Raw genomic sequence first — 26,453 nt, 5'->3', positions numbered from 1 at the left:
ATTAATTTCCATTAAAGCCTTAACAGATGTTAGGATCAAAATTAGACATACTAAAGCAGGAATGGATCGACGTTGTTTTTAGTAATCGTAACAAGGCCTATGGCGCTTACGAGCTAAGGAAAGACAATTCAAAAAATACAAGTAAGGCTTTAATTCTTGCTATTGTGTTCTTCGTTTTTGTGGTTTCTTTGCCTACTATCATCAACAAGATCAAAGGTCTTATCCCTGAGAAAGACCAAAAGGTGAAGATAACAGACGTGGTTCTGTTACCTCCGCCGCCGGTTGACCAAACCAAAAAACCACCTCCGCCGCCACCTGAACCACCAAAACCGAAGGTTGACCAGGTACGTTTCCCTCCTCCGGTTGTAAAACCAGATAACGAGGTTAAGGAGAAAGATCCACCAACAGTAAAAGAACTTGCTGTTGCGGATCCAGGTCAGAAAGACCAAAAAGGTGATCCTAACGCCGACATCAGGATTGATGAGCCGGTAGGTAACTCAGACGTTAAACAAGTGGTAGAAGCCGATCCTAACCAGATCTTTACTTCGGTTGAGCAGGTTCCAGAATTTGCCGGCGGTTTAGAGAAATTTGGTCAGTACCTGAGCAAAAACATCAGGTATCCGGCTGTAGCACGTGAAAACAATACACAAGGTCGTGTAATTTGTACTTTCGTTGTGGAAAAAGATGGTTCTTTAACAGACATTAAAGTTGTTAGGGGCATCGGCAGCGGTTGCGACGAAGAAGCGGTTCGTGTATTGAAAAATTCACCAAAATGGAAACCTGGTATACAAAACGGTCGTCCGGTGCGTGTACAGTACAGCGTTCCAATCAGCTTTACTTTAGCATCTGAAGAATAAAGAATGCCATTTAATTACAATAAAGAGCAAAAATCGCCCAAAAGGCGGTTTTTGCTTATTTTAGGAACCGCTGCATTTATCTGCTTCGTGGTTTTAGGTCTCATGATCATGTTCTGGGACGCCCTCCCGTTGCAGATGCAACATTATCAACGTTTACTTTTCGGTGGGTTCATTATATGTTACGCGGTTTTAAGGTTTTCAAGATTGTTTAAGAAGGATCAGTATGAAGATTAAATTACAGGTTGTATATGTATTGGTTTTAGTTGCTTCAATAGCCGGTTTACAGGCATGCAAGCAAAAGCAAGTAAAGTCTGTACCAACCGATAGCTTCAACGCCGGAAAAGCAACTTTTGTGGCCGATGAATCGTTTTCGCCTATAATGGGGCAGGAAGAGTATGTTTACAGAAGCCGGTACCCCAACGCCGATCCTGTTTTTGTTTATAAAACCGAAAACCAGGCTGTAAATATGTTGTTAAATGACAGTGTAAGGGTTGCGGTATTATCGCGTGATCTGGATACCGCGGAACGTAATATAATTACCCGCCGTTCGTTGAGTGTTGAAGTTGTGCCATTTGCGGTTGATGCCGTTACATTGGTAGTGAACAATGCATCCAATGATACTACCATAACAATTGCCCAATTAAAGAAAGAACTTAACGGGCAGGGTAGCGGAAATAAAACTATCGTTTTTGATAATCCAAACTCAAGTTTGGTAAGATATTTGAAGGATTTCTCTGGTAATAAGGAGTTTAAGCAGAAAAACATTTACGCGCTTAAATCGAATATTGAGGTTATTAAATACGTAAGTGAGCATCCCGATGCATTGGGAATTATAGGGTTTAGCTGGCTTAACAATCCGGAAAAAGCTTACGCTGATTATGTTGATAAAGTGAAAATTGTAGGTGTTAAAGACGAAGGCAATAAACAGTATGCCAGCGAGTATTTTAAACCTTCGCAAGAATCACTTGTCTTAAAACAGTACCCTTTGAGCAGAACTTTATATATGGTTAACTGCTCAAGTAAGAACGGATTAGCGGCCGGATTTGTTACGTTCTTAGCAAGTGATGTGGGGCAGAGAATTATTTTAAAATCAGGTTTATTGCCTGATTCAATTCCGCCAAGAGAGATAAATTTAAAAAGTAAACTATAACTAAATAAAGATGAAAATGATCAGTAAAATAGCTAAGGCTTCATTAGGACTGGTATTTTTAGGTTCATCATCAGTTTTTGCGCAAAGTCTTGCCGACGCCAAAAAAGCTATTGACGCCGAACAATATCAGAAAGCAGAGTCGATGCTCAAAACGCTTACTACAACTCAGCCAACTAAAGACGAAAACTTCTTTTACTTGGGTTGGGTGTACATTAAACAGGACTATTCTGACTCGGCGAAAGTCGTTTTCAATAAAGGGATTGCTGCAAATCCAAAATCAGCATTAAACTATGCAGGTTTAGGTGCTGTTGCCCGTTTAGATAAAGACAACGCCGGTGCTACTACAAACTTTAACCAGGCTATTTCTTTAGCTGCTAAGGATACAAAACCTTATACTTATGTAGGTTTATCTTATTTATTGCCTACAACTACTGATAAGAAAGTAGCCCCTGCCGATGCTGATGCTGCTATCGCTGTACTTACCAAAGGAAAAGCTATCAATGCGAAAGACGTTGATTTGCTTATCGCTTTAGGTGATGCTTACCGTTCAGTATTGAAAAGCAACGAAGCTTACTCAAACTACTCTGACGCTTCTACACTTGATCCTAAAAACCCTGCAGCTAAAGTTGCAACAGGTGTATTGTACAAATTCGCTAACAACTTTGACGGTTCTGAGCAACAGTTTAAAGATGCCTTGGCTATCAATGCTAACTACGGCCCTGCTTACCGCGAGTGGGCTGAAACCGACTTGCGTTGGTCTTTAACTGATCCTAAAATGGCTTCAGCTAAAATCAAGGAAGCGGTTGATCATTACAAACAATACCTGAGCTTAACAGATCAGTCTGTAGAGTCTCAAATGCGTTATGCCGACTTCCTGATCCTTGCAGGCGATTACAAAACCTTACAACAGGTAGCTACTGATCTGTCAAAATCAGCAAGTACAAATGCAAGGGTTTACCGTTATTTAGCTTATGCGGCTTACGAAAACAAAGATTACTCAAACGGCTTAACCGCTATCAATACCTGGTTCCAGAAAGCCGATCCAAAACGTGTTATCCCTCGTGATTATTTGTACCTGGGCCGTTTACAAATCGCCCTTAACCAGGATTCTGTTGGTATTATCACGCTTCAAAAAGCGCTTACCCTTGATAGCACTCAAACCGATGTTTATGCTGAGATAGCTAAATCATATTTCCGCCAAAAGAAATATGCACAAGCTGGTGATGCTTACAGAGAAGTTACCGTTAAAGGTGGTCATAGTGTTAAATTGACCGACTACTTTTATGAGGGTATCAGCTACTACTACGGTTACGATACAAAAGCTCCAAACGATTCATTACTAACCCGCGCTGACAGTGCATTTAGCTACGTTATTGCTAAAACTGCTACAAGCCCGTTTGCCGATGCGTTCTTATATCGTGCACGTGTTAATGATCTGAAAGAAAAAGATCGTAATAACATTTCAGGCTATGCGAAGCCATACTACGAAAAGTATATTGAAGTAGTTAACGCAAAGGGTGCCCCAGATGAAAAAACTAAGAAAAACTTAGCGGAAGCTTATGCTTACCTGGGTACTATTTACCAGTATAAAGAAAAAGACGACGCTAAAGCTTCTGAAAATTTTGCCAAGGCGCGTGAGTTGGATCCCGCCAATAAAAGTGCTGCAGCCTATTTCCAACACAAAGGTGGTGCTGGAAAAGGAAAGTAATAAAATATCAAACTGATACGAAAAGGCCTCTTGAAAAAGAGGCCTTTTTTGTTTGCCTGATTTGGGAATTGATTTTTGAGCGGCAGTTTGCTATCAAGATTAATAATGAATTGCAGAAATGATTGATAAGCTTGTAAAACACACTTTTTTATTATTAAGGCATTAGTATATTTGCAGCATGGAAGCACAAAGTTTACCGGTTAATTATTTGCCCATCATATTTCAAATGGTGGTTGCTTTAGGGTTTGTGGTAACAACTATGTTTGTAACACACAAAATTGGGCCTAAAAGGAAAACGAAAGATAAGCTGACCCCGTTTGAGTCGGGTATTGAGGTGGTGGGTAATGCCCGTACACCAATCTCCATTAAATACTTCCTGGTAGCTATCCTGTTTGTGTTGTTTGATGTGGAGGTAATATTTATGTACCCATGGGCTGTAAATTTCAAGGCTTTAGGTACTACCGGCCTTATTGAAATGTTCATTTTCATGGCTACACTTTTACTGGGTTTTATCTACGTAATAAAAAAGGGTGCTTTAGATTGGGATTAAATTTAGATTGATTCTAAATATACCCCCTGTACGCCCGTAGTGTACATTTTACATCGTTATTATTGTAAATTTGCTCTCATTATCTGCATTTAGCAGATAGTATTTTCTCTATCAATTTAGTTCAATGAGTGATATTCAATTAGTTGATGCCCCTGCCGGAGTTGAAGGCGCCGGGTTTTTTGCTACCTCGCTTGATAAAGTAATAGGTATAGCTCGCTCAAATTCATTATGGCCTTTACCTTTTGCTACTTCATGCTGCGGTATCGAGTTTATGGCCACCATGGCATCTCACTATGATCTTTCGCGTTTTGGTGCAGAGCGTTTGAGCTTTTCACCACGTCAGGCAGATTTGCTGATGGTTATGGGTACCATTGCTAAAAAGATGGCCCCAGTACTGCGTCAGGTATATCTGCAAATGGCCGAACCACGTTGGGTTATGGCTGTTGGTGCTTGTGCTTCAAGCGGTGGTATATTTGATACTTACTCCGTTTTACAAGGTATTGACGAGGTTATCCCGGTAGATGTTTATGTACCAGGCTGCCCGCCAAGGCCGGAGGCAATTATTGATGGTTTTATGAATATTCAGGAACTGGTTAAGACAGAGTCCCTGCGCCGCAGGAATGAGCCTAAATACCAGGAGTTATTAGCTAAATACGGAATCCAATAATGGCTAAGATACCTAACGAACAGCTTATAAAAGCTATAGCCGATAAATTTGATACTTCAGTAACGGTTATTGGTGAGCCGTACGAACTGCTTACTGTAGAAACCGGTCGTGAAACAATCATCGATCTGTTATCTTTCCTGAAAACAGATCCGGAACTAAAATTCATCTTCCTGACAGATATTACAGGCATTCATTACCCTGAGCAGGAAAAGCCGATAGGGATTATTTATCACCTGCACAGCTTAACTACTAATACCCGTATCAGGATAAAAGTATTTTTAGAAAACACTGATGTGCATATCCCGACTGCTACTGTACTTTGGGATGGTGCTAACTGGATGGAACGCGAAACTTACGATTTTTTCGGGGTTATTTTTGATGGTCATCCAGATCTTCGTCGTATTTTGAACGTAGATGATATGACCGCTTTCCCAATGCGTAAGGAGTTCCCATTGGAAGATCCTAACCGTGTTGACAAAAAGGATTTCTATTTCGGAAGATAGTAAAATATAGAATTAAGAAATTGAGAATCGAGAAACAAGAATTTGAGAATTAAGAAGTAAGATCAAGTCTTCATCCTGATTCCTGCCTTCTTTGTTCTTAGACGCTAATAACAATACTGATGCAAAATCATCCTGTATATACAGATAACGATCCGCAAAGCGAGCTATCGACCCTGAATTTGGGCCCAACGCACCCGGCCACCCATGGTGTGTTCCAAAACGTGCTCCAACTTGATGGCGAACGTATCGTTAGCGGTGTATCAACCATTGGGTATATTCACCGCGCATTTGAAAAAATTGCCGAACACAGGCCATTTTACCAGATCACTCCACTAACCGACCGTCTAAATTATTGCTCTTCGCCTATTAACAATATGGGATGGCACATGACGGTTGAAAAGCTTTTAAATATCCAAACTCCTAAGCGTGTTGATTACCTGCGTGTAATTGTGATGGAGCTTGCCCGTATAGCCGATCACATTATCTGTAATGGTGTATTGGGTGTGGATACCGGCGCGTTTACAGGCTTCCTGTACATGATGGAGCACCGCGAGGCTATTTATGAAATATACGAGGAGGTTTGCGGCTCACGTCTAACAACCAATATTGGTCGTATAGGCGGTTTTGAACGTAACTTTAATAGCCGTGCTTTTGACAAACTTCGCGCGTTTTTAAAGAACTTCCCTAAAACCCTAAAAGAGTTTGAAAGCCTGTTTAACCGTAACAGGATCTTTGTTGACCGTACCCGTGATGTTGCTGCTGTATCGGCAGAAACAGCTTTAAGCTACAGCTGGACCGGCCCGCTTTTGCGTGCTGCAGGTGTAGATTACGACGTAAGGGCAATGAACCCATATTCATCATACGAGGACTTTGATTTTGAAGTACCGGTAGGTGATAATGGCGATGTTTACAGCCGCTTTTTGGTTCGTAACGAAGAGATGTGGCAAAGCTTAAGGATTATTGAGCAGGCATTAGCCAAGCTTGATAAGGAACCGAGCGATATTTTCCACGCTGATGTACCTGAGTTTTACCTGCCTCCGAAAGAGGAAGTATACAACAACATGGAAGCTTTGATCTATCACTTTAAAATTGTGATGGGCGAAATTCCAACCCCAACTACCGAGGTTTATCATTCGGTTGAGGGTGCTAACGGCGAACTTGGTTTTTACCTGGTTAATGACGGTGGCCGTTCGCCATACCGTTTGCATTTCCGCAGGCCAAGCTTCATCAATTACCAGATGTATGCGCCAATGAGCCGTGGTATGTTATTATCAGATGCTATTATTAACATGAGTAGTTTAAACGTTATAGCCGGAGAGTTAGATGCTTAGAGTTGACGAAGCTCAGGAACCGGTTGAATTTTCGCCGGCACTGATCACCAAATTTGATGAAATAGTTAGCCGTTATCCGCAGGGAAAACAAAAATCGGGCTTATTGCCAATCCTTCACCTGGTACAGGCGGAGTTTGGTTGGGTAAGTGCGCCTGCAATGGATAAAGTTGCCGAATATTTAAGCATCCTGCCTATTGAGGTTTATGAGGTTGCTACATTTTATACCATGTACTTTTTACGCCCGCAGGGTAAGTACGTACTGGAAGTTTGCCGTACAAGCGGCTGCTGCCTGGTAGGTGCCGAAAAGATCATGGATCATATTGAGGAAACCCTTGGCGTAAAAGAAGGTGAAGTTACTCCCGACGGCTTATTTAGCTGGAGAGGGGTGGAGTGCCTTGCTGCCTGCGGTTTTGGCCCTGTATTACAAATTGGCCCTGAATATACTTTTTATGAAAACCTGACCAACGAGTCGGTAGATAAATTGATCAGTGATTTAAAGGCGAAAGCTAAGAACTAAGCTATGGGACGGAAATTACTTTTAGAACATATAAACGTACCCGGCATCAATACATTTGATGTTTACCGCTCAAAAGGTGGCTATGCTTCTGTTGAGAAAGCATTAAAAACCATGTCGCCCGAGGCGATTGTTGAAGAGGTTAAAAAATCGGGCTTACGTGGCCGCGGTGGTGCGGGCTTCCCTACAGGTATGAAGTGGAGCTTTTTGGCTAAACCCGAAGGCGTAGCACGTTACCTGGTTTGTAACGGTGACGAATCTGAACCCGGTACTTTTAAAGACCGTTATTTGATGACTTACATCCCTCACTTATTAATAGAGGGTATGATTGTATCAAGCTTCGCGCTTGGTGCTAATACGTCATATATCTACCTGCGTGGCGAAATGATGCCACAGGTAAGGATCCTGGAAAGAGCTATCGCGGAAGCAAAAGCAAAAGGCTTTTTAGGTAAAAACATATTAGGTACCGGTTATGACCTTGAACTTTACGTTCAGCCAGGCGGTGGTGCCTACATCTGCGGCGAGGAAACTGCTTTGTTGGAGTCATTGGAAGGTAAACGTGGTAACCCACGCATTAAACCGCCTTTCCCGGCTATTGCAGGTTTATATGGCTGCCCTACGGTAGTTAACAATGTTGAATCAATCGCGGCTGTTGTACCTATCATTAACGAAGGCGGCGACGAGTATGCTAAAATAGGTATCGGTCGTAGTACAGGTACCAAATTGATTTCGGCAGGTGGTAACCTAAAAAAACCAGGAGTTTATGAAATTGAACTCGGCGTACCTGTTGAAGAATTTATTTATTCGGATGAGTATTGCGGTGGTATCGCCAATGGCAAACGCTTGAAAGCTGTTGTTGCCGGTGGTTCATCTGTGCCGATTTTACCGGCTAACCTGATCCTGAAAACCATCAACAATGAAGCCCGTTTGATGAGCTACGAGTCATTATCAGATGGTGGTTTCGTAAGTGGTACCATGTTAGGTTCTGGTGGTTTCATCGCTTATGATGAAGATGCCTGTATCGTACGTAATACCTGGAACTTTGCCCGTTTTTATCATCATGAAAGCTGCGGACAATGTTCGCCTTGCCGTGAAGGTACTGGCTGGATGGAAAAAGTATTACATCGCCTGGAATATGGCCATGGCAAAATGAGCGACATGGACCTGCTTGTTGATGTATCCAAGAAAATAGAAGGAAATACGATTTGTCCGCTGGGTGACGCGGCAGCATGGCCTGTGGCCAGCGCTATCCGCCATTTCAGGGACGAATTTGAATGGCACGTAACTAACGCGAGCGAGGCGACTTCAAGAAACTATGGTTTGGCACATTACGCCGATCCGTTGAAAGTTGTTGAGACCGCGTAAGAGATAAAAGTGTCATTGCGAGGTACGAAGCAATCCCTAAAATACAGGGCGTACCTACAAATCGGGGATTGCTTCGTTCCTCGCAATGACGGCAGTTTTCAGACTTGGGTTTGAAAACAAAAAGTTTTAGAAATTAACAAACGACGTTATTATTAAATGTCAATGAAAGTAACAATAGACGGAATAACCGTTGATGTAGAACCCGGAACAAGCATCCTAAATGCCGCAAGGCAGATAGGTGGCGATATTGTTCCGCCTGCAATGTGCTATTACTCTAAGCTGCAGGGCAGCGGCGGTAAATGCCGTACCTGTTTGGTTAAGGTTACCAAAGGATCAGAAAAAGATCCGCGCCCTATGCCTAAGCTGGTAGCTTCTTGCCGTACCGGTGTTATGGATGGTATGGAGGTACAAAATATCACGTCGCCTGAGGTTGTTGAAGCCCGTAAAGGTGTGGTAGAAATGCTGCTGATCAATCACCCGCTTGATTGCCCTGTGTGCGACCAGGCCGGCGAATGTCATCTTCAGGATCTTGGCTTTGAACACGGTGCCGCAAAAACCCGTTACGAGTTTGACCGCCGTACATTTGAAAAGATCGATATTGGTGATAAGATCCAGCTGCACATGACCCGTTGCATCCTTTGCTACCGTTGTGTGTTCACTGCCGATCAGATCACTAACACCCGTTTACATGGTATCCTTAACAGGGGCGATCATTCAGAAATATCTACCTACATCAGCAAAGCTGTTGATAACGATTTTTCTGGCAACGTGATTGATGTTTGCCCTGTAGGCGCTTTAACTGATAAAACTTTCCGCTTTAAAAACCGTGTATGGTTTACTAAACCGGTTGAAGCACATCGTGATTGCGATAAGTGCTGTGGTAAAGTTACCTTATGGTACAAAGGCGAAGACGTGATCAGGGTAACAGGCCGCAAGGATGTTTATGGCGAGGTTGAAGAGTTTATCTGCAATACCTGCCGTTTCGATAAAAAGAAAACTGCCGATTGGGTAATTGAAGGTCCGCGTAAGGTATCTCATCAATCAGTGATCAGTGCTAACCATTACGAGTTTACGCCACTGCCGGTTGTTAAAACCAACCCGGTATTGATGGAGGCTAATAAAGAACAATTTGAAAGGGAGACCCGCTTATAATGGAAACTACCGATTTAATATTCAGGATCGTACTGATCGTTGTGATTTTCGCTATCAGCCTGGTTGTAGCTATGTACTCAACTTATGCTGAACGTAAGGTTGCCGCATTTTTCCAGGATAGGATAGGCCCTAACCGCGCCGGCCCCTGGGGTATTTTACAACCCCTTGCCGATGGTGGTAAAATGTTTTTAAAAGAAGAGATCATCCCGACCAATGCAACAGGTTTCCTGTTCATTGTGGGACCTTCATTAGCTATTTTAACTGCTTGTATAGGGTCGGCTGTTATTCCATGGGGATCAGCTATTGCTATAGGCGGTCATACATTTGATCTGCAGGTTACCGATATCAACGTAGGTGTACTGTACATTTTTGGTGTAGTATCATTAGGTGTTTACGGTATCATGATAGGTGGCTGGGCATCAAACAATAAATACTCCTTGTTGGGTGCTATCCGTGCTGCTTCGCAAAACATCAGCTACGAGATTTCGATGGGCTTATCTATCATCGCCCTGCTGATGCTTACCGGTACTTTAAGCCTTAAAGAAATTGCTGAGCAGCAACATGGTTTTGCCTGGAACGTCTGGAGACAGCCACTTGGTTTTATACTGTTCCTGGTATGTGCTTTTGCCGAAACCAACCGTTCACCGTTCGACTTACCTGAGTGCGAAACCGAGCTTGTAGGTGGCTATCACACCGAGTATTCATCAATGAAATTAGGTTTTTACCTGTTTGCCGAATATATCAACATGTTCATTTCATCGGCAGTAATGGCTACCCTTTACTGGGGTGGTTATAACTACCCGTTTATGGATAATTTTGCTGCTTGGGCTGGGCCAAATCCGGCGGCAATATTTGGTGTAGTGGTATTATTTGGAAAGATATTCTTCTCAATCTTCTTCTTTATGTGGGTACGCTGGACAATCCCGCGTTTCCGTTATGACCAGTTGATGGATTTGGGTTGGAAAATATTAATTCCATTGGCTATTGCCAACATCGTGCTTACAGGCGTGATTAGTACATTACTTAAATAGATTGGAGTTTTAAAAAAATGGAATCATTAAGCAATAAACGAAAAGTACTGGAAGTTAAGCCTCTCAATTTTTTAGAGCGTGCTTACCTGCCGGCTATTGTAGGCGGTTTATCCACTACAATGAAACACTTTTTCAAAAAGCCGGTAACCATCAGCTATCCTGAAGAGAAGCGTGAATTTTCGGAAAACTTCCGCGGCATGCACTCCTTGAAGCGCGATGAGAACGGTAAAGAGCGTTGCACAGCTTGCGGCCTTTGCGCGTTATCTTGCCCTGCTGAAGCTATCACCATGACAGCTGCTGAGCGTCAGAAAGGTGAAGAGCACCTGTATCGCGAGGAGAAATATGCAGCAGTTTATGAAATCAACATGTTGCGTTGCATTTTCTGCGGTTTGTGTGAAGAGGCCTGCCCTAAAGAAGCTATTTATCTTGACGGTGATATTGTACCTTCTGATTATTTAAGGAAGGATTTTATTTACGGTAAAGACAAATTAGTAGAAGCACCCTTAAATCAATAAAGAAGTTTTATACCTTTGCCCTACCTAAAGGGTAAAGGTATTTTGTAAATAAAAACATGAGTACATTTTACTTCATCGCATTTTTGTCCATATTCTTTTCGATATTGGTAATCTCGGCCAAAAATCCGGTACATAGTATCCTTTATCTGATCCTTACCTTTTTTACTTTCACCATCCACTACATTTTGCTTAACGCTCAATTTTTGGCGATTGTAAATTTCATTGTATACATGGGCGCTATATTGGTATTGTTCCTGTATACGCTGATGCTGATCAACCTTAATAAGGAGTCGGAACCTGTAAAACCATTTATGGTTAAAGTAGCAGGTGTTTTTGGTGGTGGCATATTGGCTGTTGCTGTAGCATCATCACTTAAACTGATTGGAGCATCAAACCCTGTATTGTTACAAAATCCTGATCTGGGCCTTGTAAAAAACTTAGGTAAAGTATTGTTCAACGAATTTTTATTGCCATTTGAAGTGTCATCGGTATTGTTGCTATCGGCAATGGTAGGCGCGGTATTATTGGCCACTAAAGAAAAAGAACCTAAAGCAGCATAATGGAAAGTTTAACAAATACTATGCACGCCGTGCCGCTTAATCATTACATATTATTAAGCACCATCATTTTTGCTATAGGCGTAATGGGCGTATTAATTCGCCGTAATGCTATCGTGATCTTCATGTCGGTTGAGCTGATGCTTAACTCGGTTAACCTGCTCCTTACCGCGTTTTCGGTATACAGGGGGGATGCTACCGGGCAAGTGTTCGTGTTTTTTATCATGGCGCTGGCCGCTGCCGAAGTGGCGGTAGGCTTAGCTATCATCGTGATGATTTACCGTAACACCAACTCAATTGATATCAACGTACTGAACAGATTAAAATGGTAGATCTGTGATTTCGGATTTCGGAGTTTCGATTTCGGATTTGATAAGTTCTAATAAATATTAAAAGCGTCATTGCGAGGTACGAAGCAATCCCCGGCTATACAGAGATGTTTGAAAGGGGTTACTTATTCCTGGTAATGATGGATCTGATAATTTAAAACGTATAACGTAACACGTAAAACGTACAACATCGAACATGGATAAATATATCTGGCTTATTCCTATATTACCGTTAGCCGGTTTTGTTATAAACGGACTTGGCCGTAATTCGTTATCAAAAAGCGTAATCGGCTTTATTGGCAGTTTAATCGTACTGGTATCATTTGGTTTAAGTCTTGCCGTTTTCTTCCAGGTAAAATCAACTGGTGTACCCATCAACGTTAACTACTTTACTTGGTTTGCGGTTGGTGCATTAAAATTCCCTTTCGCGTTTCTGATAGATCAGTTAAGTGCTATTATGCTGCTGATCATTACAGGCGTTGGTTTCCTGATCCACTTGTATTCTATCGGTTATATGCATGACGACGAAGGTTTCGGAAAGTTTTTTGCTTACCTGAACTTATTCGTTTTCTTCATGCTGTTACTGGTTTTAGGCTCAAACTATCTCATCATGTTTATTGGATGGGAGGGTGTAGGCTTATGCTCGTACCTGCTTATCGGTTTCTGGTTCACTAACCCGGATTATGCTGATGCCGCTAAAAAAGCTTTTGTGATGAACCGCATCGGTGACCTTGGCTTTTTATTAGGTATCTTCAGTATAATTTACGTTTTCGGTAGTATCCAGTTTGCGGAGATCTTTCCAAAGGCGGCTACTATGAAATCAGGCGCAGGTCCGCTGTTAATAATTACCATATTATTATTTATCGGTGCCTGCGGTAAATCAGCGCAGTTACCATTGTTTACCTGGTTACCAGACGCGATGGCCGGCCCGACCCCCGTTTCGGCCCTGATCCACGCAGCTACCATGGTTACAGCTGGTATCTATATGATTGCCCGTTCAAATATCTTATATACTTTATCACCTTTTACCATGGAGCTGATAGCTTATATAGGTTTAGCAACGGCACTTATCGCGGCACTCATCGCGTTAACGCAAACGGATATAAAAAAGGTATTGGCTTATTCAACTGTATCTCAATTAGGGTACATGTTTTTAGGTTTGGGTGTTGGTGCTTATACCGGTGCTTTCTTCCACGTGTTAACTCACGCTTTCTTTAAAGCTTTATTGTTCCTTGGTGCTGGTTCTGTGATCCATGCGATGAGCGGCGAGCAGGATATGCGTAAAATGGGTGCTTTAAAAGGAAAGATCAAAACCACCTTCACCACCATGATGATTGGTACAGTAGCCATCGCAGGTATCCCTCCGTTTGCAGGCTTCTTTTCAAAAGATGAGATATTAGCACATGCTTATGCGCATAGCCCTATATTTTGGGCTGTAGGTGTATTAACCGCTATGTTAACCTCGTTCTATATGTTCAGGATGATGTACCTTACATTTTACGGAAAATTCCGCGGTACACATGAGCAGGAGCACCACTTGCATGAGTCGCCTCCAACAATGACTATTCCGCTTATTGTGTTAGCCATCCTTTCAATTTTGGGCGGTTTTATAGGCGTGCCGGAAGTATTACACGGACATCATGAACTGGCACATTTCCTTGAGCCTGTTTTCCATAAATCAAACGAGATTTTAGGCGAGCATCATTTGTCTGAATCACTTGAATATGCGTTAATGGCTACTTCGGTAGTGTTGGCTTTCGCTGCCATGGCCTATGCGTACATGAAATATGCCAAAAATGGTAGTGTACCGGTTGCTGATACTGAGGAGCGCCCTGCATTGACAAGCCTTTCGTACCACAAGTTTTACCTGGACGAGCTTTATGACTTTATAGTTCGTAAACCGCTCGATTGGCTTTCAACTTTCTTCTATAACGTAATAGACAAATTAGGTATTGATGGTTTAGTGAACGGGATTGGCCGTGGAACAATTGAAACCAGTAAAGGCCTGCGTTTGCTGCAAACCGGTAATGTGGGTTTCTACATATTTATCATGGTACTGGGAATTATCGCGGTACTTCTGTATAGTGTATTTGGATTAACTAAAATATAAACGATAAGCGTTTAGCAACATAAAAATGACCGTTAGTATATTACTTTTTTTGCCAATAGTTGCCGCTGTTATAACTGCCCTGCTTAAAAATGGGATAGCTAAACATGCAGCATTATTTTTCTCTGTTGCCCAACTGGTAATAGCGCTTATATTTTTAAGCAAGTTTGTTCCGGATGCATCAACCCAGTTTGTTATTGATGTGCCATGGATCAGCAGTTATGGAATTTACTTTAGTGCCGGTATCGACGGCATCAGCATGGTGCTGGTTTTATTAACCACAGTACTTGTGCCTTTAATTATTTTAACAACCTATCAGCATCAATATAAAAACGAGGGCGCTTTTTATGGCCTTATTTTATTTATGCAGGCAGGTATGCTGGTTGTGTTTACCGCCCTCGACGGATTTTTATTTTACGTTGGATGGGAAGCTGCACTAATCCCCATCTACTTTATATGCGCCCTTTGGGGAGGTGAAAACCGTATTCGTATCACTATCAAGTTTTTCATCTACACATTTGCCGGTTCGCTGTTTATGCTGGTTGGTATTATCTACCTGTACCTGCAATCGCCTGATAAAACTTTCGACATCCATAACTTCTATAAAATGACTTTGGATGTGAAACACCAGAGCTGGGTATTCTGGGCGTTTTTCCTGGCCTTTGCTATCAAAATGCCTTTGTTCCCTTTCCACACCTGGCAGCCGGATACTTATACCGAAGCGCCATCAGGCGGTACTATGATGTTATCGGGTATCATGCTTAAAATGGGTATTTACGGTGTTATCCGCTGGATGATCCCGAATGCTCCGCTTGGTTTCTTCCATTTTCAGGCTTTGGCCATGATCCTTGGTGTAATAGGTGTGGTATATGCTTCAATTATTGCTTTTAAACAAAAAGACGGTAAGCGCCTTGTTGCTTATTCATCAATAGCGCACGTTGGTTTAATAGCAGCAGGTATTTTTGCATGGAACATTGCCGGTGTTCAAGGCGCCATGATTCAGATGCTTAACCACGGTATCAACGTTGTTGGTATGTTCTTTATTTGGGATATCATCAGCCGCAGGCTAAATACCCGCGAGATTGACCAGCTTGGCGGTATTGCTAAGGTGGCTCCAAGGTTTGCAATAGGTTTCCTTATTATATTACTGGGTACAGTAGGCTTACCGCTTACCAATGGTTTTATCGGCGAGTTCTTATTGCTGAAAGGCGTATTTGATTTTAGTGTACAGCATTATGTAAACCTGGTATTAGCAATTATAGCTGGTCTTACCATTATTTTTGGAGCGGTTTATATGTTACGCATGTACAAAAATGTAATGCAAGGCGAAACCAACCCGCTTACAGCAACTTTTGCTGATGTTAGCGGTACCGAAAAGTTTACTTTGTGTTTGATTTGTGTACTTGTAATCGCATTAGGTATTTATCCTCAGCCTATTCTGCATATATCTGAGGCTGCGGTTACGCAGTTGGTAAACCAGATAGGTTCAAAGTTTACAATGTAGGTTTAAGATTTTAAAGAAAAGAATGAATACTATAATCATCATATCTGTTTTACCTATAGTGCTTCTGTATTTAGGGTTATATAAAGCGCAAAAGGCTTTGCTTCCGGTTACCGTTATAGGCTTACTGGCTGCCTTAGCTTGCGCAATTTGCCAATGGACTGCAAAAGATACAGCCGCGCCGATTTATACCGGCATGCTGTTGTTCAATAATTTTTCTGTTGTATTTTCAAGTGTTACCATCGTATCAACTATACTGATCCTGTTATTATCAAAAGGTTACTTTGAACGCATTAGCAGGCACACTGCCGAGTATTATGCCATTATCCTGTTTTCGTTGGCAGGTATCATCGTAATGGTATCTTTCAATAACCTGGTGATGTTGTTTATCGGCATCGAGATCATGTCGGTTAGTTTGTACATCCTGGCAGGTATTAAAAAGAGTGATTTTGCTTCAAATGAGGCTGCTTTAAAATACTTCCTGATGGGCGCTTTTTCAACCGGCTTCCTGTTGTTTGGTATGGCCCTGTTATACGGATCATCTGGTTCGTTCAATATGGACGCTATCAGGGAATATGTGGTTAACCACCCTCATATCGACCCGATGTTCTATACAGGTATAGCGCTTTTAATTGTAGGTTTATGCTTTAAAGTAGGCGCTGCTCCATTCCATTTCTGGACTCCGGACGTATATGAAGGGGCGCCAACATTGATTACTGCATTCATGTCTACAGTGGTTAAAACTGCAGGCTTCGCGGCATTTCTGCGTTTGTTCTCTGCCTGCTTCCAACCATTATCAGATTTCTGGACGCCAATATTATTGGTAATTACCATTATCACTTTATTTATTGGTAATATCACCGCGCTGTATCAGCAAAGCTTTAAGAGAATGCTTGCGTTTTCGAGTATCTCACACGCAGGCTACTTGTTATTTGCAATAGTATCATTAGGTGCTGCTTCTGGTAACTCGGTATTCGTATATGCTACGGCTTACTCAATTGCTTCAATTATAGCATTTGGTGGTTTGATATTAGTACAACAGCAAGGCGGAAGCGATAACTTTGAAAGCTTTAACGGGCTTGGCAAAAGGAACCCTTTCCTTGCATTTGTATTAACCGTTGCTATGTTGTCATTGGCAGGTATCCCGCTTACTGCAGGATTTATTGGTAAGTTCTTCATGTTTTCGGGAGCGGTAAGCCGTTACCATATAGGTTTGGTTATTATAGCCGTAATTAATGCTATCATTAGTATTTTCTACTATTTCAGGGTTATTATAGCGATGTATTTCCGTGCCGACGAACGCGCCGAACTTACAGTGCCGGTTTACTACAAAGTTGTATTCGCGCTATCAGCCCTGGCTACAATTCTTATAGGTGTTTATCCCGATCTTATAGCCCGTTTCATATAATCAGTAATGATAACTGCAAATTGATATAATATTTGTAGTTTTACAGATATAGTGAATGGAAAGTTTTTGGGAATACCTTCAAAATTTAACTGACGCTCAATCCATAATAAGCAGGGGTGGTTTTTATCTCTTGCTTATTGTTGTTTTTGCTGAAACCGGTTTATTTTTCGGTTTCTTTTTGCCCGGCGACTACCTGCTGTTTATGGCCGGTTTATTATGCGCGGCGGGTAAGGTTGATGTATCTATAACCACACTGGTACTATCGTTAATAGGGGCCGGGGTATTAGGAAATTTTACCGGTTATTGGTTTGGCTACCGAACGGGGCCGGTGTTATTCAATAAAAACGACTCGCTCTTTTTCAAGAAGCGCTACGTAGTGTTAGCAAGCGAATTTTACAACAAGCATGGGGGGATGGCGCTTATTTTAGGGAGATTTTTCCCTATAGTTAGGACATTTGCTCCTATATTTGCAGGAGTGGTTAAGGTTGATATCAGGAAATTTTCGATCTACAACCTTATCGGCAGCGTAACCTGGGTGTGCGTATTTACTTTAAGTGGTTTTTTTTTAGGGCGAAGGTTCCCGCAATTGAAAGATTATTTGCAATATATCATACTTGGATTAATTGTAGTTACAACAATTCCGCTGGTTATTGCTTATCTTAAGAAGAAATTTACCGAGAAGGGCGAATAAACTGATTAGTTAATAATTTTATATAATAAAAAAATAAATGAGTACTCAACATCCTTGGCACCAGGTTTCACCAGGTGATAATATTCCTGAAGTAGTAAATGCTATCATTGAAATCCCTAAAGGTTCAAAAGCAAAATATGAAATTGACAAGGAATCGGGTTTGTTAAAGCTTGATCGTGTGTTGTTTTCATCTGTAATGTATCCTGCTAATTATGGCTTTATCCCACAAACTTACTGCGACGATAAAGACCCTTTGGATATCCTTGTACTTTGCTCAATTGACGTTTTCCCAATGTCAATCATCGAGGCTAAAGTGGTAGGTGTAATGCACATGGTTGATAACGGCGAGCAGGACGATAAGATTATTGCAGTAGCTAAGAACGATATGTCGGTAAATTACATCAATGATTTAAATGAGCTGCCTCCGCACGCTATGACTGAGATTGTTCGCTTTTTTAAAGATTACAAAAAATTGGAAGGCAAAAACGTAACTATCGAGCATCTGTTAGGCGTACGTTATGCCCACAAAGTGATTAACGAAAGTTTGGAGCTGTACAAATCGACGTTCCCTGTTTATCAATCATAAAAAATAAATGGACCCCGCACATTACGAGATTAGTTTATTTTACATTTTCGCTACCATATTTTTGGTTTTACTCAATGGCTTCTTTGTAGCCGCGGAGTTTGCCATGGTGAGGGTTCGGGGTTCGCAAATTGAAATTAAGGCCAAAGGCGGCAGCGGCGTAGCCAAAGTTGCCCGGGGCATACTACATAATTTAGATGGTTACCTGGCTGCAACGCAGCTGGGTATTACCATTGCTTCACTGGCCCTTGGTGTGGTGGGTGAAGAGGTTGCCACTAACCTTGTTATCCGCGCCTTCCTGGGTGTAGGTATAACCCTTTCTCCCGGGTATATTACTGCCAGTCACATCTTAGCTTTCAGTTTTATTACCATTATGCATATCGTTTTTGGTGAGCTTGCGCCTAAGTCGTTAGCTATTCAAAAATCGGTGCGTACAGTAATGGCTGTTTCATTGCCGCTGAGGTTCTTCTTTGTGGTTTTCAGGCCATTTATATGGGTGCTAAATAACTTTGCCAATTTCATTCTGAAACTGTTAGGTATAAGCGCTGTTGAGGGCGGAGAAACACACCACAGTTCTGAAGAGTTGCAATACCTGTTGGAGCAGGGTAAAGAAACCGGTGCGCTTGATTCAAATGAACACGAACTGATCCAGAATGTGTTTGATTTTAATGAGCGTGTTGTAAAAAATATCATGGTGCCCCGTACCAAAATATCGGGCGTTGATATCGCTTCAACAAAAGAAGAGTTATTGGATATGATCATCGATGAAGGATACTCACGTATGCCCGTTTATGATGATGTAATTGATAAGATCATTGGTATTGTACATGCCAAAGATATTTTGCCCTTACTGGCCCGCAACGAGGAAATTGTTCTGAAAGACATTATCCGTAAACCATACTTCATCCCTGAAACAAAGAAGATCAACGATCTGATGGCCGAGCTGCAGCAGAAACGCATTCAGATAGCCATTGTGCTTGATGAATTTGGCGGCACTGCAGGCATGGTTACCCTCGAAGATATTGTTGAAGAGCTTGTTGGTGAAATCCAGGATGAATACGATGAAGAAAAGCCTATTGTTGAAAAGGTAAATGAACGTGAGTTTATCGTAAACGCGCTTGCTTCTATTTACGATGTGAACGAACACCTGCCTCATGATTTACCCGAAGATGGCGACTTTGATACCGTATCCGGCTGGCTTGGCGATATCTTCGGAAAGATCCCGGATGTTGGCGAGCAAAAGGAATCTAACGGATATAACATCACTGTATTAAAAAAATCCGACCAGAATATCGAATCAGTTAAACTCGAATTACTGATAAATGAAGAAGATGCAGTAGATTTACATTAATCTGCTTTTCCATAATGCAACTTTTTTATACACCTGATATCGATGCCTCGCATCCACAATACTTTCTGAGCGAAGAAGAAAGCAAACACGCTATACGTGTGCTGCGTCTTGAAGTGGGTAATGAGGTGCAGTTAATTGACGGCAGGGGAGGCCTTTATACTGCTCAAATTCATGATGCGCATCCTAAGCGCACCATTCTTAAGATAACATCTGTAAGTACCGAATTTGAAAAACGGAACCATTACCTTCATATAGCGGTTGCGCCAACCAAAAATATCGAACGCCTGGAGTGGTTTTTGGAAAAAGCCACAGAGATAGGTATAGACGAAGTATCGCTGATCATCACTCAGAGATCGGAACGTAAGGAAGCCAAGGTTGAGCGTTTAAATAAAATTGTTACGGCTGCAATCAAGCAATCCCTTAAAGCATACCATCCTGTATTAAACGAACCGGTGACGTTAAACCAACTGCTTGATAAGCCTTTCGATGGTCAAAAGTTTATTGCCCATTGCGAGCCTGGAGAAAAGCTTAGCCTGAAAGACGAAATAAGCCTGCAGGGACGTTATTTGATACTGATAGGCCCGGAAGGTGATTTTACTTCCATGGAGATCGACAAGGCCTTGCAAAATGGCTTTAAACCAATATCTTTAGGTACAAGTCGCCTGCGTACAGAAACTGCCGCGCTGGAAGCCTGCTTTGAGGTGAATTTTTTAAACAGGATATGAAAAGAATATGGGTAGCGTTGGTTGTTGTGTTTGCAGCTATAGCGATGAGCAGCTTTAATGCGCCTGCTTATAAAATTGCCCGGCTTAAATACAGTGGCGGTGGCGACTGGTATGGCGACCGCACGGCACTACCCAACCTGATCAAATTCTGCAACGAAAATCTCAAAACTAATTTTGACGATGATGACGAGGTTGTTGAGGTGGGTAGTTCTTCGTTATTCAATTACCCTTTTACTTTTATGACCGGGCACGGCAATGTGATCTTCTCCGATCAGGAAGCCCGTAACCTTCGCAAATATCTTACAGGAGGCGGCTTTTTGCATATTGACGATAACTATGGGCTTGATCAATACATCCGCCCGCAAATGAAAAAGGTATTTCCCGAACTTGACTTTGTGGAGCTACCTGTAAATCATCCCATTTACCATCAAAAATACGACTTCCCCAACGGACTACCCAAAATTCATGAGCATGATGGTAAGCGTGCGCAGGGATTTGGCTTAATATACAAAGGCCGGCTGGTTTGTTTTTACACCTATGAGTGCGATTTAGGCAATGGTTGGGAAGATTATGGTACTTATGCCGGCGATACCCAGGAAGCCCGCCAGAAAGCCTTAAAAATGGGCGCAAATTTAATTCAGTATATCTTCACTCAATAGCCACCGGTTTTACCCGCGGCTTTCCTTCCGACAATTTTTTTTCCTGTACTGTCAATTAAGGGTTGAGTTTGCCCATTGCACCGCCATTGATAAAATTTATATGCTTAGTTTTATATCAACGCCGACGCAATTTAGTTATCGGCTGTGTAGCAAACCATCTCTTTTACAGATCAAGTATTAATGGCTGGTAATGGATTAATCAGTGCGTTGTTATAATTTCCTGATAGTTAATTTTAACAGGAGGGAAAATGTGAATAAAATAAAGGTTAATCGTTTTACCCCGGCTGATTTTGGTAAGAATAATTTGAAATAAGGGATTTGAATATCGCCAATACCAGCGAAGTAAAGATTGTAATCACAAGGTTTGTTGTGAAAATTATTGTAAATGAGTGGTTTGTGTTGTGGTGTTGCGTTGGCTGCTTTGCATCTGCCCGAATGGAAATTAAGGGCTCCAATAATTACCGGAAGAGAGCACAATTAAAAAAACATATTGATAAACCGCTGAAAATCGAGCCGATAAAAGAAAGGTGGTAATGTGTTTTTATTTGATTGTCATGGTTTTAAATGTGCGATAATAACATTTTTGTAAAGAACGCAACGTGATTTTGAGGTATTTGTTGTTTCTACACATTTTTTTTACGAACTTACTTTCTTAATTAACAATATTAACTTTTATGAAGAAACATTTACTGACAATCCTGTTGTTATGTACTTGTATTACCTTTGGTTTTGCTCAAAACCGGGTTATTACAGGTAAAGTAACAGATCAGAAAGACGGCTCGCCCTTACCTGGGGTAAGCGTAACCGTAAAAGGTGTTACGGGGGTGGGCACCCAAACCGATATTAACGGTAGCTACAAGCTTAGCGTGCCGGCAACAGCAAAAATTTTGACTTTTAGTTTTTTAGGATTTAAGCGAGCTGAACTTGCTGTTACAGGTTCGGTGCTTAATGTGCAATTAGAAAGCGATTCCAAACAGCTTACTGAAGTAGTAGTAGTAGGTTACGGAACCCAACAGCGTCAGGCAATTACAGGGTCTATAGCAACGGTTAGTTCGAAAGAAATACAAAACACACCTGTTACTACACTTGAGCAGGCCATTCAGGGCAAGGCGGCAGGTGTAAACATCCAGGCGAACAATGGTAAGCTGGGGCAGGGTATTAAAATTAGTATCCGTGGTAATGCTTCTATAACCGCCGGCAATCAGCCATTGGTTGTTGTTGACGGAATTGTCATAACGAGCAGCGATATATCAACGACTTCGGCAGCTACCGATCCACTTGCAGATATTAATTTTAACGATGTGGAGTCGGTACAAATACTGAAGGATGCATCGGCCTCCGCTATATATGGTGCAAGGGCTTCGAATGGTGTTTTATTGATTACGACAAAAAAGGGTAAAGCCGGTGATGCCAAAGTGAACTTTACGGCACAATGGGGTACAAGTAACCCTTCCCGTCATAGGAAGTTTCTTAATACAACACAATGGCTCGCTTTATTTGAACGTGCGGCCGAAGGGGCCGGTAAACAGGATTTCTTAAATCAGGATCCTGACAACCCAGATTATGCTACTGTTGAAGACGCAATTGCTGATGAAAAGTCATTTGTTGAAAGTAGGTTTACAAGATATTCGGCCGGAAGTACAGATTGGTCTAAAACCAACACCGACTGGGAAAAGCAGGCATTTCAGCATGCACCACAGCAACAATATGACTTAAATGTTTCCGGCGGGAGCGAAAAAACAACGTACTATATTGGCGGCCAATATCTTGACCAGACAGGCATTCTTAAAGGAAACAATTTCACAAGGGCATCGGGTCGTTTAAATTTAACCACCAAGTTGTATAAGAATCTTGATGTGGGAATGAACTTTAATTTTACCCACTCATTAAATAAGCGCGTTGATAACGATAACTCTTTTGGTACCCCGTTACAAGTTGTTGCATTATCGCCTGTAACACCTATTATCGACCCTCGCAGCGGTCTGTTGAGTGGTACACCTCCCGGAGCATCAAGTAATTATCCGGTTTATTATAATCCGTTAATTAATGTTGATAATGCTTATTTTCATACTAACATCTATAGGACATTAGGAAATATTTACGGAAACCTGCAAATAGCAAAAGGCTTAACTTTCAGATCGGAGTTTGGTATCGATCAAACAAATCAAAATGAGGACAACTATTCTGGAACTGCAACTTTTAGGAATACAAGCCAGGCAAATGGATTTGGGGAAAATACCAATACCAGCATAATTCACTACACAATAAATAACTATTTCTCATATAAGACTTTATTCGGAACAGACCATAGCTTAGATGCTACCTTGGGTACAAGCTATGAATATAATCATTACATGGGTAATGATATTCAGGGAACCCAATTTCCTTCAGATGCATACAAGCAGATAGTTTCTGCCGCAATAAAATCAGGAGGATATTCATCTCAGTCTGAATATAGTTTCGTTTCATATTTTGCACGGGCAAATTATGCATATAAGAGTAAATACCTTTTATCTGCCAGTGCACGTACCGATGCCTCATCAAGGTTTAGCAAAAATAACAGGTACGGCTTTTATCCCGCGGCTTCTGCAGGCTGGGTGATTAGTCAGGAAGACTTTTTGAAAAACTCGAAGTATTTAAGCAATTTAAAACTTAAAGTAAGTTACGGTTTAACAGGTAATGCCGAAATTCCAAACTATGCATCTTTAGGTTTATTTTCCGGAGACGCTGGTTATAACGGAGTTCCCGGACAACGCTTTTATCAGTTGGCTAATCCCAATTTAAAGTGGGAGACTACTGCGCAGATCGATGCGGGCCTTGAACTTGGTTTTTTCAATAATCGGCTAACAGCAACGTTTGATTATTATAGAAAAAACACCCGTGATTTATTGCTTGATGTCAATGTTCCACAGACATTGGGTATTGCAACTCAGACCCAAAACATAGGTAAGTTGTACAATCAGGGATATGAGGTAACCATATCGTCAGATAATTTTGTAGGTAAGTTTAAATGGTCAACAGCATTTAACATAGCGTATAACAAAAACGTTGTTACAAATGTGAATAAGTTGATCATTGGTACCAATGATTTAAACAGAGTAATAGAAGGACAGCCTATAGGTGTGTTTTACGGACCTGAATATGCAGGTGTAGATCCGGCTAATGGAGATGCTTTATATTGGACTAACACTCATGACGCTAACGGTAAGGTAATTGACCGCACAAAGACCAATGACTATAATAAAGCCGAAAGCGTTGTTTTGGGCAACCCAACCCCTAAGTTTACCGGCGGTATAACCAATACGTTGTCATATGCAGGATTTGATCTTGCATTTACTTTCCAGGGTTCATTTGGTAATAAGATTTTTAACAGTGCTGGCCAATATATGAGCGATAATGGAAGTAACGGATTTGATAACCAAACACTTGATCAATTGGCGTACTGGAATAAGCCCGGAGATATTACTGATGTTCCAGAACCCCGACTGTTTTATTCAAATGGTGCAAATGCCTCAAGCCGTTATTTATCCGGAGGCTCGTATGTTCGCTTAAAAACGGTAGCATTAGGTTATAATATTCCTAAAAATATCTTGTCGAAAATAAAAATCGACAGGGCTCGTGTTTTTGTAAACGCTTACAATTTATTCCTGATAACTAAGTATAAAGGTTGGGATCCGGAGGTGAATTCAGACTACCAGGCAAGTAATATTAATCTTGGTGTCGACTTTTATTCAGCGCCCCAACCTCGTACAATCACTTTTGGCGTAAACATAGGTTTGTAATAACTAAAAGCTAAAGAAATGAAAAGATTTACATCATATATTAAATTAATTGTTGGCTTCGGTATTGTTATTACAGCCGGGGCCTGCAAAAAACAATTGGAACTTAAACCGTTTGATTACATAGAATCAGGCGAGGCCATCAAAACTGAAAAGGATGTACAAAGTACATTAGTGGGTACTTACAACCGTGCCGGTTTATCATTTGTATACGGAGGCGATATTTTTTTGATGCCAGATTTAATGGCAAGCCAAAGCGTAATAGATTGGTCGGGCACGTATCAGGAGCTTACACAGATGGTAAGCCAGCAAATTCCCATCAACAATGCTTATGTGAATACATTATGGCTTGATGCCTATCGCATAAACAACCAGGCAAATAACGTGCTGGCCAACCTTGATAAGGTTACAGCAGCAAATAAAAACTCAGTGGAGGGGCAAGCTAAATTTTTACGGGGTTTGATTTACTTTGATCTCGCACGTTTATTTGGTAAGTCATGGAACGATGGTGACCCTAATACAAATTTGGCCGTACCTATAGTTTTAACGCCTACAACTGAAGTCAACTCCAGTTCATACCCTGCCAGAGCAACTGTAGCAGCTGTGTATGCACAAGCTATCTCCGATCTTACTGATGCAGAAGCTAAAGCTGGTACGAGCGTTTCGTTTTATGCAAATAGTTATTCAGCATCGGCAATCCTTGCACGTATTTACCTGCAACAGGGGCAATACGCTAAAGCGGCGCAAGAAGCCACTAAAGTAATTAGCAGCGGTGCTTATAGTTTAGTTGCAAACTATGCTGATGAATTCCCTTTCCCGAATCAAAATGCAGCGCATGTTGATAACACTTCTGAAGATATATTTGCTATACAGGTTACCGCTCAGCAAGGTATCAACGATTTAAATACTTTTTATGGCTCTGCTGATTACGGTGGCCGTGGCGATATTTCCTTAAAGAGTAGCTTTCTTAATGAATTTGAAGAAGGGGATGACCGTTTATCGGTATATAATGAGGATTCAGACGGATCGCTAAGGGTAGATAAATTTGATAATTTGTACGGAAACGTGCGCGTTATACGTTTGGCAGAGCTTTATCTTATCCGTGCCGAAGCAAATTCAAGATTAGGCACATCTACAGGTGCTACACCTGTTGCCGACATTAACGTGATCAGAAATAGGGCTAACCTAAGCTCTCTTACATCAGTTACTCTTGCACAAATATTAAAAGAGAGAAGATTGGAGTTAGCATTTGAGGGTGGTTTCTTTTTGCATGATGCAAAACGCCTTAAGCAAAATGTTGCTTCATTGCCATATAATTCACCTAAATTAGTGTTCCCGATACCTTTGCAGGAAATGAATGCTAACAAAAACCTGGTACAAAATGAAGGCTATTAGCAATAATTATATGATTTAAAATGCT

Annotated in this window: 24 protein-coding genes; all 24 read left to right on the top strand. The window is 41.4% G+C overall.

Annotated features, from left to right (window positions below; translation table 11 throughout):
- The first annotated feature begins 26 nt into the window (after positions 1–26).
- The 24 genes from EAH55_RS21510 (at position 27) to EAH55_RS21385 (ending at position 26,428) form a co-directional block, all read left to right on the top strand.
- Positions 27–857, top strand: coding sequence for an energy transducer TonB (locus EAH55_RS21510; RefSeq protein ID WP_112575909.1), 831 nt, complete (start codon positions 27–29; stop codon positions 855–857).
- 223 nt (positions 858–1,080) lie between these two features.
- The gene (locus EAH55_RS21500) at positions 1,081–2,007 is read left to right on the top strand and encodes a PstS family phosphate ABC transporter substrate-binding protein (RefSeq protein WP_121811472.1); all 927 of its coding nucleotides are present in this window, start codon (positions 1,081–1,083) and stop codon (positions 2,005–2,007) included.
- 10 nt (positions 2,008–2,017) lie between these two features.
- Positions 2,018–3,715 (top strand): tetratricopeptide repeat protein, encoded by a 1,698-nt coding sequence (locus tag EAH55_RS21495; RefSeq protein ID WP_121811471.1) that lies wholly within the window; start codon positions 2,018–2,020, stop codon positions 3,713–3,715.
- A gap of 178 nt (positions 3,716–3,893) precedes the next feature.
- Complete coding sequence (locus tag EAH55_RS21490) at positions 3,894–4,265, top strand: NADH-quinone oxidoreductase subunit A (protein WP_090533920.1); 372 nt, start codon at positions 3,894–3,896, stop codon at positions 4,263–4,265.
- A gap of 124 nt (positions 4,266–4,389) precedes the next feature.
- Positions 4,390–4,932, top strand: a complete 543-nt coding sequence (locus EAH55_RS21485) for an NADH-quinone oxidoreductase subunit B (RefSeq protein ID WP_091175781.1) — start codon at positions 4,390–4,392, stop codon at positions 4,930–4,932.
- Positions 4,932–5,435 (top strand): NADH-quinone oxidoreductase subunit C, encoded by a 504-nt coding sequence (locus EAH55_RS21480; protein WP_121811470.1) that lies wholly within the window; start codon positions 4,932–4,934, stop codon positions 5,433–5,435. The genes EAH55_RS21485 and EAH55_RS21480 overlap by 1 nt, the downstream gene beginning before the upstream one ends.
- 119 nt (positions 5,436–5,554) lie before the next feature.
- On the top strand, positions 5,555–6,766 hold the full coding sequence (locus EAH55_RS21475) for an NADH-quinone oxidoreductase subunit D (RefSeq protein WP_208644902.1): 1,212 nt from the start codon (positions 5,555–5,557) through the stop codon (positions 6,764–6,766).
- The gene (locus EAH55_RS21470) at positions 6,759–7,283 is read left to right on the top strand and encodes an NADH-quinone oxidoreductase subunit NuoE family protein (RefSeq protein ID WP_121811469.1); all 525 of its coding nucleotides are present in this window, start codon (positions 6,759–6,761) and stop codon (positions 7,281–7,283) included. Before EAH55_RS21475 ends, EAH55_RS21470 begins: the two co-directional genes overlap by 8 nt.
- Before the next feature lie 3 nt (positions 7,284–7,286).
- Positions 7,287–8,645: an NADH-quinone oxidoreductase subunit NuoF gene (nuoF, locus tag EAH55_RS21465; protein ID WP_112575916.1), complete on the top strand. Its 1,359-nt coding sequence runs from the start codon at positions 7,287–7,289 to the stop codon at positions 8,643–8,645.
- A gap of 162 nt (positions 8,646–8,807) precedes the next feature.
- Complete coding sequence (locus EAH55_RS21460) at positions 8,808–9,797, top strand: 2Fe-2S iron-sulfur cluster-binding protein (protein ID WP_394339788.1); 990 nt, start codon at positions 8,808–8,810, stop codon at positions 9,795–9,797.
- Positions 9,797–10,828: an NADH-quinone oxidoreductase subunit NuoH gene (gene nuoH, locus EAH55_RS21455; RefSeq protein WP_121811468.1), complete on the top strand. Its 1,032-nt coding sequence runs from the start codon at positions 9,797–9,799 to the stop codon at positions 10,826–10,828. Before EAH55_RS21460 ends, nuoH begins: the two co-directional genes overlap by 1 nt.
- Before the next feature lie 17 nt (positions 10,829–10,845).
- The gene (locus EAH55_RS21450) at positions 10,846–11,343 is read left to right on the top strand and encodes a NuoI/complex I 23 kDa subunit family protein (protein ID WP_112575919.1); all 498 of its coding nucleotides are present in this window, start codon (positions 10,846–10,848) and stop codon (positions 11,341–11,343) included.
- Positions 11,344–11,399: 56 nt separating this feature from the next.
- Entirely contained in the window at positions 11,400–11,903 is a 504-nt protein-coding gene (locus EAH55_RS21445; protein ID WP_112575920.1) for an NADH-quinone oxidoreductase subunit J family protein, read from the top strand.
- On the top strand, positions 11,903–12,232 hold the full coding sequence (gene nuoK / locus EAH55_RS21440) for an NADH-quinone oxidoreductase subunit NuoK (RefSeq protein ID WP_090533902.1): 330 nt from the start codon (positions 11,903–11,905) through the stop codon (positions 12,230–12,232). The genes EAH55_RS21445 and nuoK overlap by 1 nt, the downstream gene beginning before the upstream one ends.
- A gap of 193 nt (positions 12,233–12,425) precedes the next feature.
- Positions 12,426–14,339, top strand: a complete 1,914-nt coding sequence (gene nuoL / locus EAH55_RS21435) for an NADH-quinone oxidoreductase subunit L (protein ID WP_121811467.1) — start codon at positions 12,426–12,428, stop codon at positions 14,337–14,339.
- Between the two features lie 25 nt (positions 14,340–14,364).
- On the top strand, positions 14,365–15,840 hold the full coding sequence (locus tag EAH55_RS21430; RefSeq protein WP_121811466.1) for a complex I subunit 4 family protein: 1,476 nt from the start codon (positions 14,365–14,367) through the stop codon (positions 15,838–15,840).
- 22 nt (positions 15,841–15,862) lie between these two features.
- Positions 15,863–17,245, top strand: coding sequence for an NADH-quinone oxidoreductase subunit N (locus EAH55_RS21425; protein ID WP_112575923.1), 1,383 nt, complete (start codon positions 15,863–15,865; stop codon positions 17,243–17,245).
- 55 nt (positions 17,246–17,300) lie between these two features.
- Positions 17,301–17,936: a DedA family protein gene (locus tag EAH55_RS21420; protein ID WP_121811465.1), complete on the top strand. Its 636-nt coding sequence runs from the start codon at positions 17,301–17,303 to the stop codon at positions 17,934–17,936.
- 37 nt (positions 17,937–17,973) lie between these two features.
- Positions 17,974–18,522 carry an inorganic diphosphatase gene (locus EAH55_RS21415; protein ID WP_112575925.1) on the top strand — a complete coding sequence of 183 codons (549 nt, stop codon included), beginning with the start codon at positions 17,974–17,976 and terminating at the stop codon, positions 18,520–18,522.
- A 7-nt stretch (positions 18,523–18,529) separates the two neighbouring features.
- Positions 18,530–19,870 (top strand): hemolysin family protein, encoded by a 1,341-nt coding sequence (locus EAH55_RS21410; RefSeq protein WP_112575926.1) that lies wholly within the window; start codon positions 18,530–18,532, stop codon positions 19,868–19,870.
- A gap of 14 nt (positions 19,871–19,884) precedes the next feature.
- Positions 19,885–20,595, top strand: coding sequence for a 16S rRNA (uracil(1498)-N(3))-methyltransferase (locus tag EAH55_RS21405; RefSeq protein WP_121811464.1), 711 nt, complete (start codon positions 19,885–19,887; stop codon positions 20,593–20,595).
- A complete protein-coding gene (locus EAH55_RS21400; RefSeq protein ID WP_121811463.1) occupies positions 20,592–21,254 on the top strand; it encodes a DUF4159 domain-containing protein in 663 nt (220 codons plus the stop codon). Before EAH55_RS21405 ends, EAH55_RS21400 begins: the two co-directional genes overlap by 4 nt.
- Before the next feature lie 674 nt (positions 21,255–21,928).
- Positions 21,929–25,036, top strand: coding sequence for a SusC/RagA family TonB-linked outer membrane protein (locus tag EAH55_RS21390; RefSeq protein WP_121811461.1), 3,108 nt, complete (start codon positions 21,929–21,931; stop codon positions 25,034–25,036).
- Positions 25,037–25,054: 18 nt separating this feature from the next.
- Positions 25,055–26,428, top strand: a complete 1,374-nt coding sequence (locus tag EAH55_RS21385; protein WP_121811460.1) for a RagB/SusD family nutrient uptake outer membrane protein — start codon at positions 25,055–25,057, stop codon at positions 26,426–26,428.
- Positions 26,429–26,453: the final 25 nt, after the last annotated feature.

The sequence above is a fragment of the Mucilaginibacter kameinonensis genome, assembly GCF_003675385.1.
GTDB classification, from domain to species: domain Bacteria; phylum Bacteroidota; class Bacteroidia; order Sphingobacteriales; family Sphingobacteriaceae; genus Mucilaginibacter; species Mucilaginibacter kameinonensis.
This window is presented reverse-complemented; position numbering and strand designations above follow the sequence as displayed.